Origin of the sequence: Streptomyces sp. UNOC14_S4 (assembly GCF_020740835.1) — a bacterium.
Classification (GTDB): domain Bacteria; phylum Actinomycetota; class Actinomycetes; order Streptomycetales; family Streptomycetaceae; genus Streptomyces.
Genome location: NZ_JAINFC010000301.1, coordinates 1 through 9435 on the forward strand (window position 1 = coordinate 1; position 9435 = coordinate 9435).

Consider the following 9435-nt stretch of genomic DNA (forward strand, 5'->3'; position numbering starts at 1 on the left):
ATCCGCACCCGCGCCCGGCTGCTCGACACCCTGGCGGACACCGACGCGCTGCTCCTGGGCACCCACTTCCCACAGCCCACGGCCGGCACCGTCCGCCAGGGTGTCGAGCAGCCGGGCGCGGGTGCGGATGGCCTGGGCGGGGTCGATATCGACGCAGCTGTGCACGTGGGGGTGGGAGAGCTGCACGGGGTGGTGGATGCTGTCGCCGGTGATCAGCGCGTGGCGGTCGCTGCCGCGCAGTTCGACGGCAACCTGTCCCGGTGTGTGGCCCGGGGCAGGGATGAGCAGGACGCCCGGCGCGACCTCGTGCCCCTGCTCGGGCACGTCCACGAGGTCGTACTGTCCGGCGTCGCGTACGGGGGTGACGGAGTCGCGGAACATCTGGCGTCGGGCCTCGTCCAGGTCGGTGGCGGCCCAGTGGTCCCATTCGGTGCGGCTGGTGAGGTAGCGGGCGTTGGGGAAGGTGGGAACCCAGTCGTCACTGGAGAGACGGGTGTTCCAGCCGACGTGGTCGGTGTGCAGGTGCGTGGTGATCACGAGGTCCACGGACTCGGGCGGGAAACCGGCCGCCGCCAGGCGCCGCAGGAAGTCGGTGTCGAGTCCGTTCCAGGCCGGGTTGGCGCGCGGCTTGGCGTTGCCGATGCCGGTGTCCACGACGATCCGCAGCCCGGCCGCCTCTACCGCGAAGCTGTGGCTCGCCAGACGGGGGACGTCGGCGTCGGCGAAGTCCGGGCGCAGCCACGGCGCCTCGTCCAGCACCTCTTTGGTGGCGTCCGGCAGCAGCCAGGGTCCGGTCCGGCGCGGCAGTTCGATCTCGTCGACACGGCGTACCGCGATGTCGCCGAGGCTCCATCCCGTGCGTGCGGGTGAAGTGGTCTGACGGGGCGTGGTGGTGCTCATCGATGGGTCCTTTCGGACGGCGCGGCGCGGTGCGGGACGGCGGGATCCGGTCAGCCGGTGGTCGGCTGCCGCACGGAGCGGACGAGGCCGGTCAGGGTCAGCAGGATGACGTCGCGGCGTAGAGGAAGACCGCGGTTCGCAGGCCGTAGCGGTTGGTCAGGAGGCCGACGAGGACGGCGGGGATGCTCATGGCCAGGTAGCTGAGGACGTAGCAGGCGGCAAGGGTGCCGACGCGTTCGTCCGGGGCGGCCGGGGCCAGCAGCATCGCGGCGGCCTCCGCGAGCAGCGCACCGATCAGGACGGGGCGCCGGCCGAGGTGGTCCGAGAGAGTGCCCGCCGTCAGCAGGGCGCCGAGCAGGGTGAGTGCGTAGGCGCTGAACACGACGGTGACGGTCAGCGCCGAGAAGTGCCATTCGGCCTGGTAGAGGGCGTAGAGGAGGGTCGGCGCACTGGAGGCGGCCAGCAGGGCGACCAGGATGGAGGCGTGAAGGGGGAAGGCGCTGCGGCGGCCCGGAACGGGCAGGCGGCGGGAAGGGGACGGCGGGGCCAGGACGCTGAGCACGGAGCACCTCACACCTAAAGGCAAATGTTTTGCGTTAGGCAGATTAGGCTCCGCGCGCCCCAAAACGCAAACCTTTAGCTTTTAGCTGCCGGAGGGAGCGGAGCGGCGCCCCGGCCGAGCGCCGACGCCACAAGCCAGTCGGTGTAGGCCTCCGACAGATCCGAGGGGCGGAACAGAACGCGGTACATGAGGGGGGCGACGAGGGTGTCCAGCAGGGTCTCCACATCGGGCACGCCCTCCCCACGCCCGGCCGCGCGCACCCCGATGGCCTTCAGCTGCTCGGCGGCGTAATCGGAGCAGCGAACCGCGTTGCCCTGCTCGGGGTCGCCCAGCAGGGCGTCGCGGATGTACGTACGCCCCGCCGTCGAGGCCATCTCCTCCGCGAACTGCACCGCCCACGCCTCCAGGTCCGCCCGCAGGCTGCCGTGGTCGGCCGGCGGACCGTCGGGACGCAGCCGCTCGACAGCGACATCGGACAGCAGTTCCCGCAGGTCCCCCCAGCGCCGGTAGACGGTGGACGGCGTCACCCCCGCGCGGGCGGCGATCAGCGGCACGGTCAGCGCGTCCCGCCCCACCTCCGCCTCCAGATCACGGACGGCCTGATGCACGGACTGCTGGACGCGGGCGCTGCGCCCGCCGGGGCGTGTGGTCGCTCGGGTACTCATGCGTCCACCTTAATGCGAAAAAATTGCGCCCGGCCGATTGAACCTCCGAAAACTCCGCCCGTGCAGAACGCGGCAGAGCCAGGGCCAGGGCCACTCTGCCGACACATCACCGCCCCGGGCCGGGCACCGGGTACGGCCGAACGCCCGCCCCGTTCCCGAGCGGCGCGCAACAGGCCTGCTGACCGCCCTGGGGACGTTGGGCAGCCGCCCAGTTCCGCAGGCTGGCCAGCACCCGGCCTGTCACCGCCTTCGGAGGCCTCGTCACCACACGCCCCACCTCATCAATTGCGAACAGCATGGCGTGATCCTCCAACACGCCTCCGGCATCGACCTGGTGAGCAAGTGGGGGGACCTGGTCATCATTGGCGGGTGAAGACATGGATGCGCTGTTGTTGGGACGAGGAAGATCTCTGGCTCTGCTTCGAGGTCGACGCTCAAGGCCGGGTGACCCGGCAGATCGAGTGGGCTCCATGCGCCCCCCTGTGATGTGCGGGGCCTTGCGTTACAGACCCGCTGACCCCCACCAGCAGCAATGCGAGAAATCCTGGGATACAAAACGCCGGAGGCGCTCAGGAACGCTCCTTCGCCCGGAAGGTGCCGGGCGTCATGTTCGTTTCCCGGGCGAAGAACTTCCCGAAATTGGTCGGTTCGCTGAACCCGACAGCGCGGCCGACCGCGGCGATGGCCAGATCGGTGTGCACGAGCAGACGTTTCGCCTCCAGCGCGACTCGCGCGTCCAGGAACTGTTTGGCAGTTCTGCCGGTCGCCGCGAGGCAGGCGCGTGTGAGCGTCCTCGGCGCATATCCGAGCCGGGCGGCGTAGTCCTGTACATCCCGAGTGGCCGCGAAGGAGCGTTCAACCTCACGCCGGAAGGCGCGGAAGACCTGGTTCACCCCGGCCGGGCCGGCCCCGGACGGGCACGGCAGCCGCGCGATGCGAAGGAGCAGCACTCCCAGCAACTGGCGGAGCAGTTCGGCCGAAAGTCTCGTGGCGGTCTCGTCGCGTGTGCCGAGGAGCCGGTATTCGGCCTCGAGTTCCGCCGCGGCCTGGTGAAGCCCTTCGCGTTCGCTGACCGGCGCTGCCAGCGCCGTCGGCCCGAACTCGAGGTCGAGCAGCGAGGTCACGCGGGACATGTGCGGCGCGAAGTCCGCGGTGAACAGCAGGACGATCGCGTCCAGGCCGGCCAGGCGTCCGTCCGGTCTTGCGGGCAACCGCTGGACCTGGCCGGGCCGTATGTGCAGCACGGTTCCGGGCCGGCAGTCCTGGGGGACGAAATCGATCATCGCGGTGCCTCGGCCGGAGCGGATCACGGTGAGCTGGTGGAAGTCCGCGCGGATCGGTGACGAGGCGACTCGTGCTCTCGTGCGGGAGCGCAGTTGCGCGAAGGTCATCACCTCCAGCCCCAGGCGTGGCCGGTCCGGGTTCTCGTACCCGAGGTCGACGATCTCGATGTGTCCAGAATTGATCATGGCGGGACCAGACCTTACCTCGTACCCGAGGGGGCCGGTGCCTGATGCTGTTCTGCGGCGGCGCCGATCGACCATCGCGGCCGCCTCCCGGAATCCAAGCCAAGGAATGAGCAAGCCATGAACACGCAGGTGCTCGAGCCCGCCCGTCTTCCGTTCGCGTTCGAGGACGCGCTCAACGCCGGGGACGTCGACGCCGTCCTCGCGCTGTTCAGCCCGGACGCGACGATGCGCACCCCCGCCGGCGAGGTCCTCACCGGCCCGGAGGAACTCCGCGCGGAAATCGTCCGTACGGTCGCGGCCGGGGCGCGCCTGGCCAACACGGCCAGGTTCTGCCTGACCGGGGACGACACGGCGCTGATCGTCGTCGACTGGGCCCTCGAAGCGACCGCGCCGGACGGAACCCGGGCCACGCCCACGGGAACGACGGCGAACGTCGCCCGCCGGTCCGCCGACGGGGCCTGGCAGTTCACCGTCCTCAACCCGCTGGGCACCGCGTGAGCCACCCGCTCGACTCGCCAGTTACCCGAAGGAGCGGCCCTGCAGCAGCTTCATGTCGGCCAGGACTCGGGGGCGAGGCGTTTCCTTTCCCCGCAGGAGGCGGCGCGTGCCCGCGAGTCGATGGCCTGCTCTCGGGTCAACGCCTCCACCAGCGGCGGCTGAGCCTCATCGACGGGCACGCGCACGGGTCGGTGCACCACCTCCCCGCCGCCCCGAGAACGAGAAGGTCCCGTCCGGTCTCCGGCGTCAACGAGCGTTGACACACTGGAGCTGTCAACATACATTGACACCATGGCCGGAACGCATGCGAAAGACGCGGTCGGTACCACCGAGGCCGCCATGAACGCCGACCCCCGCGTGGGGCTGCGTGCCGTCGCCGCGCTGCGGCGGCTCGTCGAGCGACTGGAGGTCCTGCAGGTCGACAACGCGCGCACGCAGGGCTGGTCCTGGGAGGAGATCGGGGCCGCCCTGGGGGTCAGCAGGCAGGCAGTGCACAAGAAACACGCCAGGAGGTAGGCATGTTCGAGCGGTTCACCAAAGAAGCCCGCACCGTCGTCGTCCTCGCGCAGGAGGAGACGCGGATGCTGAACCACTCGTGGATCGGCAGCGAGCACCTGCTGCTCGGCATCGCCTCCTGCACGGGGGTACCCGGCGCGGCCACGCTGGAGCGGCTCGGCGTGACGGCCGCGGCGTGCCGGGCCGCGATCGCGTCGGCCGGGGCGGGTGAGCTCGGCGCACAGGACGCGGCCGCGCTCAGCGCGATCGGCATCGACCTGGATGCCGTACGGGACCGGGCCGAGGAGGTGTTCGGTCCGGGGGCACTGGACCACACTGCAACACCCGAGCAGACACGGGGGCGTTGGCGCAGGGCCACGAAGGGCGCACCGAAGGGGCACATCCCCTTCACGCCCCTGGCGAAGGAGGTGCTGAAGCGTTCGCTACGAGAAGCGCTGGCCCGCAAGGACAACGTCATCGGCACCCAGCACGTGCTGCTCGGGATCCTGGACCCGGGGGACGAGCCGACCGCCGAGCTGCTGGTCAGGCTGGGCACGGACATGGAGGCCGTACGGGCGGGCCTGCTGGCGGAGCTGGAGCAGGCCGCCTGAGCGGTAGCCCTCTTACGGGGCGCTACCGCAGGCTGCGCCACACTGTCCCTCGGCCGCTGGGCGGCTTCCCGGGCGGCGAGCTCGCAGTCGTCGCAGCGCACGTTGTCCGTGGCCCGTCCCAGGATCAGACGGCGGCAGCGCTGGGTGCGGCAGGCAGGACTCGCCGCACACCCGTAGCCATGCCCCCCCACCAGCAGAAGGACCCGCTTCCATGAGCACCGGAGCCCCGCGGCCCACGATCGCCGTCGTCGTCCTGACGATGAACGACCGCCCCGAGGAGTTCCCCCGGGCCATGGCCTCGCTCCTCGCCCAGGAAGGTGTGGATCTCGACGCTGTCGTGAGTGCCCGTCAGAGCCCCGCCACGTCAGCGGGTGGGGTCCTCCCTCAGCTCGCCGGTGCCGAAGGGCAGCCAGGAGAGCCCGTGCGTGCTCGGCGTGGTGCCGGCACGGGCGACGGTGACGGTGGCGCCCCGGGGGACGACGGCGGTGAGCCTGCTCCCGGGGTCGCCGGGCGCCCGTTCCGTGACGCGGGACTGGACGCCGGTGACGCGCGCGGTGCCGCCCGCGCTGACCGTGACGGTCAGGGTGGGCGGCGGGTCCTCGGCCTCGGGCACCTCCTGGTCGGCGCGTACGTGGCCCACGAGGAAACCGTCGGTCTCGGCGGTGTACACGCGCTCCGGCGCGTCACCGAGGTCGAAACCGGCGGGGAAGTGGGTGAGCGTGGTGTTCCCGTTCACGGTCAGGTCGTTCACGACCAGGTCGGGGCGGGCGACGGTGACCAGGGTCGTCATCGCGTACTCGGCGGTGTTCCCGGCCTCCGTCACCTCCACGACGAGGGCGAACGCGGTGTCGCGGTGCAGGAGGGGCGATTCCCAGTAGCGGACGTTCGTGACGTCGCACGGGTCGCCGTCGTGCAGCATCGTGTACGTGGCCCCGGGGCGGGAGTCCCCCCGCCAGGTGAGCTCGGCGGGCTTGCCGCTCTGCACGAGGATCCGTTCGGGCCGGAAGTCGCCGGTGGTGAAGCCCGCCGGGACCTTGGCCAGGGGCCAGGTCTCGCTGCCGGGCTCCTCGTTCTTGACGGCCTCCTCGACGGTCAGCCTGCTGGTGCCGACCGTCGCGTTGATCTCGATGTGGGCCAGGGTGAGTTCCAGTTGTTCGCCACCGCTGAGGGTGGCGGACCGCTTGGGGGTGAGCACGGCCGAGCCCGGGCGCTCCTCGTCCAGCTCGAACCGCCAGAACTTGTCGTTGTCCACCTGCGGCTCGGCACTGCCCGGGTTGTTGCTCAGCTCCTCCGGCCCGGTGCCCACGGGGAACGAGAAGCGGACGGACTCCACCTGGACGGCGCTCTGCCGGTGATTGGTGACGGTGATGTACAGCGTCGCCTTCTTCGGCGTCGAGCCGAGGGAGACCTGGATGGGGGCCGGGTCGCTCCCCACGTCGTAGGTGAGGACGCAGGTGCTGTCCTCGGGGCGTCGCGGTGTCATTCCGTCACCCCCAGGCGGGGGCGACGGAGAGGAACGCGTCATTGCCCAGCGACGCGCCCAGGGCGAACTCCGTGACGGGGTCACCGCCGGACGCCGGCAGTTTCTGCACGGAGTCGGCGTTTTCGGAGGTGACGTAAAGGTGCTGCCCGTCCAGGGACACGGCGACCGCGTTCGTACGGTCGCGCGGCGTCCGTACGGGGCCGACCTCACGGACGGCCTGGACGTCGATCACCTTGACCTCGTGGCCGCGGTTGGCGACGTAGACGAGCAGGGAGTCCGGCGACGCGGCGAGTTGTTCGGGCGTCTGCCCCACCCCGACGAGGGGAGGTTCGCCCGTGCCCCCGGTCCTGGCGACGGCGACCCTGTCGACACCGTTGGGCGTGCCGAAGCACAGGACCTCGCCGTCAGGGGTCAGCGCCGCGCACCTCGCGGTGATCGTGCCGCCGAAGCGCCGGACGACCGTGTTCGTCGCGGTGTCCACGACCGCCACCACAGGATCCCCGTCGGTGGCGACGTAGACGCGGGTGCCGTCGGGCGAGGCCACGACGCCCTCGGGCGCACGCCCGACGTCGATGGCCCGGGCGGCACCGGTGACGAGGTCGATCGCGTGCGCGGTGTCCCGGGTGGGGTTGGTGACGTACGCGGCGGAGCCGTCCGACAGGGCCGCCACCCGGTACGGCCAGACGCCCGCCCCCACCGTCCGGAGGGAGCCCGAGGTGATGTCGAGGAGCGAGAGGCTGCCCTCGCCCTCGCCCTTGGCGGTCGCGAGGACCCGGAAGCCGTCGGGGGAGATCACGGCGCCACCGGCCTCCGGGCTGGTCTGGGTCTGCCGGATCGGCTGGCCGCCGTCGGCGTCGAAGACCCACAGCCTGCCGTCGCGTCCGTCGAGCACGCTCAGGAACGTGCGGTACGGCCACCGGTCCCGGAGCGTCTTCGCGGCGGACGTGACGCGGTGCTCGTCCGGGTCGGTGTCGCACTCGACGTAGCGCTTCCCGCCCGGCGGGACCAGGTAGCCGTTGCGCGTGGCGGGGTGGTTGAAGGCGGCCACCACGCCGCCGTAGACCTCGGATCCGGGGAAGGCGTCGTTCGCCCAGTCCTTCTCCAGCGTGCCCTGCTCCAGTACCCGGTTGGTCTCGAGGTCGTAGTTGACGAACTGGCCACCGCGGAACAGGTACACCGTGCCGTCGGAGGCCGCCATGCCCGCGTCCACGCCCTGGGTGAAATCGGGCGCGCTGGTGCGCAGGCCCGGGAGCCTGTCGCCGATCTGCGCCGGGGTGCCGCCGCCCACCGGCCTGTTCTCCGCGATGTCGTACAGCACGCAGGTCGAGCCCTTGAAGAAGTAGACGTGCTGTGTGTCCGTGGAGCAGGTGGCGTCGATGCCGCTGAAGTAGGTGGGCGGCAGCTGGGGCCACAGTTCGCGCAGCGTGTTCCCGCGCCGTGGCGGCGCGGTCGCGGCCGCGTCGTGGTGGACGGCCCAGCCGCCCCGGATCATGTAGACGGCGGCCGGGGCGTCGCCCGAGTCGGGGACGCTGAACGCGGCGTCGATGCCGTTGGGGGTGAGGTCGGTCATCGCTGGGGCCTCCTGGGCGGGGAGTTGTCGGAACGGTCGTGGGCGGGACGGCGGGGCTACGGTTCGAGTACCTGCAGCGGCCCCGTACCGAACGGGAACCATGTCAGGCCGGCGGTGAGATAACCGCTGGGGCCGCTCTGCACCACCCGCACCGTCGAGCCCCGGGGCACCGGGACCAGCAGGCTCGCCTCCTGGTTGTCGGTGCCGCCCCGCGCGTCCCAGGACTGCGTGGCGAACTTCTGCTGCCTCACGTCAGGGGGCGTGACGAAGACGTTGAGCGTGGCGGGCGCGTCACTGCGGTTGGTCTTGATGTAGCCGGTGATCACGCCGTCGGTGGCGGCGGTGTACATCCATGTCCCGCTCTCCGTGCCTCCGGCGATCTCCTGGGGCTGCCCGAACAGCCGGACCACGCCGTTGGCGTCGAGGCTGCCGATCTCCAGGTCGGGCACGTCGACGGTCACGGCGGTGGTCAGGCCGTAGGTGACTTGCGAGCCGTCCTGCTCCGTGGAGCCGAGCAGCATGAACGCGGTCGCCGTGTGCAGGGGCGGGGACTTCCACTCGCCGTTGCCGTCGGTGATGCAGCGGTTGACGACCTCGCGCTGGTCGGCGTAGAAGAGCTCGTAGTCCGGGCCCTCCACGCATTTCCAGGTCAGTGTGACGGTCTCGCCGTTGGGCACGATGGTGCAGTCGGGCCGGAAGTCCTCCAGCATCGCCTCGGCGGGCGCCTTGACCAGCTTCCTGCCGCCCGCCGCGCGCTCGCGCAGCGTCCCGGCCGCGTCGGCCGCCGTCTCGCCGATGCCGAGCACGGCCGTGCCGACCGCCTGGTTGACCGTGATGTCCGCGAGTGTGACCACAAGCCGTTCGCCCGGCTTGAGTTCGGTGCCGGGCGCGGTGGGGCGTACGTGGAAGACTCCGCCGCCTCCGTGTTCGGCCCGCCAGCCGGTGGCGCCCTCCACCCGTGCAGTGATCGTCTCCGGGGTGGCCGTCAGGGCGTCGGGGGCCTCGCCTGCCGGCACCGTGACGGTGATCGCCGCGCAGGTGACGGACTCGGGCCCGGGGTTGACGGCGGTGACGCGCAGTTCGGCACGGCCGTCGGCCGCGTCCGTGCCGGCCCGCAGCACATAGCCGTCTCGGTCCATGCCCTCGTCTCGGGAGAACTCCCGCGGCTTCCCGAAGCTGACG

Annotated in this window: 10 protein-coding genes; 3 read left to right on the top strand and 7 right to left on the bottom strand. The window is 71.2% G+C overall.

The window, feature by feature from the left end:
* The 4 genes from K6I34_RS24045 to K6I34_RS24060 form a co-directional block, all read right to left on the bottom strand.
* The coding region (locus K6I34_RS24045) for an MBL fold metallo-hydrolase (protein ID WP_229328421.1) at positions 1 to 900 on the bottom strand (900 nt) is incomplete at its 3' end.
* Between the two features lie 97 nt (positions 901 to 997).
* Complete coding sequence (locus K6I34_RS38700) at positions 998 to 1462, bottom strand: hypothetical protein (RefSeq protein ID WP_308294047.1); 465 nt, start codon at positions 1460 to 1462, stop codon at positions 998 to 1000.
* A 74-nt stretch (positions 1463 to 1536) separates the two neighbouring features.
* Positions 1537 to 2127, bottom strand: coding sequence for a TetR/AcrR family transcriptional regulator (locus K6I34_RS24055; protein WP_229328422.1), 591 nt, complete (start codon positions 2125 to 2127; stop codon positions 1537 to 1539).
* A 569-nt stretch (positions 2128 to 2696) separates the two neighbouring features.
* A complete protein-coding gene (locus K6I34_RS24060; RefSeq protein WP_229328423.1) occupies positions 2697 to 3596 on the bottom strand; it encodes an AraC family transcriptional regulator in 900 nt (299 codons plus the stop codon).
* Positions 3597 to 3713: 117 nt separating this feature from the next.
* Between K6I34_RS24060 and K6I34_RS24065 the strand changes: the two genes are divergently transcribed.
* The 3 genes from K6I34_RS24065 to K6I34_RS38965 all read left to right on the top strand — a co-directional run bounded on the left by K6I34_RS24065 (position 3714) and on the right by K6I34_RS38965 (position 5200).
* A complete protein-coding gene (locus tag K6I34_RS24065) occupies positions 3714 to 4094 on the top strand; it encodes an SgcJ/EcaC family oxidoreductase (RefSeq protein ID WP_229328424.1) in 381 nt (126 codons plus the stop codon).
* A gap of 291 nt (positions 4095 to 4385) precedes the next feature.
* Positions 4386 to 4610 (top strand): hypothetical protein, encoded by a 225-nt coding sequence (locus tag K6I34_RS24070; RefSeq protein ID WP_229328425.1) that lies wholly within the window; start codon positions 4386 to 4388, stop codon positions 4608 to 4610.
* Between the two features lie 2 nt (positions 4611 to 4612).
* Positions 4613 to 5200, top strand: a complete 588-nt coding sequence (locus tag K6I34_RS38965) for a Clp protease N-terminal domain-containing protein (protein WP_374230995.1) — start codon at positions 4613 to 4615, stop codon at positions 5198 to 5200.
* 364 nt (positions 5201 to 5564) lie between these two features.
* On the opposite strand, the gene K6I34_RS24090 is transcribed toward K6I34_RS38965, so the two are convergent.
* The 3 genes from K6I34_RS24090 to K6I34_RS38970 all read right to left on the bottom strand — a co-directional run.
* The gene (locus K6I34_RS24090; protein WP_229328426.1) at positions 5565 to 6683 is read right to left on the bottom strand and encodes a hypothetical protein; all 1119 of its coding nucleotides are present in this window, start codon (positions 6681 to 6683) and stop codon (positions 5565 to 5567) included.
* A 4-nt stretch (positions 6684 to 6687) separates the two neighbouring features.
* Complete coding sequence (locus K6I34_RS24095; protein WP_229328427.1) at positions 6688 to 8253, bottom strand: cell surface protein; 1566 nt, start codon at positions 8251 to 8253, stop codon at positions 6688 to 6690.
* 56 nt (positions 8254 to 8309) lie between these two features.
* Positions 8310 to 9435, bottom strand: a 1126-nt coding sequence (locus tag K6I34_RS38970; protein WP_374230996.1) for a hypothetical protein, incomplete at its 5' end; no start/stop codon positions are given.

Bases quoted from the DNA above. Each gene is read 5' to 3' on its own strand.
- K6I34_RS24070 (WP_229328425.1), top strand. From the start codon at position 4,386: ATGGCCGGAACGCATGCGAAAGACGCGGTCGGTACCACCGAGGCCGCC.
- K6I34_RS24065 (WP_229328424.1), top strand. From the start codon at position 3,714: ATGAACACGCAGGTGCTCGAGCCCGCCCGTCTTCCGTTCGCGTTCGAG.
- K6I34_RS24060 (WP_229328423.1), bottom strand. From the start codon at position 3,596: ATGATCAATTCTGGACACATCGAGATCGTCGACCTCGGGTACGAGAAC.
- K6I34_RS24055 (WP_229328422.1), bottom strand. From the start codon at position 2,127: ATGAGTACCCGAGCGACCACACGCCCCGGCGGGCGCAGCGCCCGCGTC.
- K6I34_RS38965 (WP_374230995.1), top strand. From the start codon at position 4,613: ATGTTCGAGCGGTTCACCAAAGAAGCCCGCACCGTCGTCGTCCTCGCG.
- K6I34_RS24095 (WP_229328427.1), bottom strand. From the start codon at position 8,253: ATGACCGACCTCACCCCCAACGGCATCGACGCCGCGTTCAGCGTCCCC.
- K6I34_RS24090 (WP_229328426.1), bottom strand. From the start codon at position 6,683: ATGACACCGCGACGCCCCGAGGACAGCACCTGCGTCCTCACCTACGAC.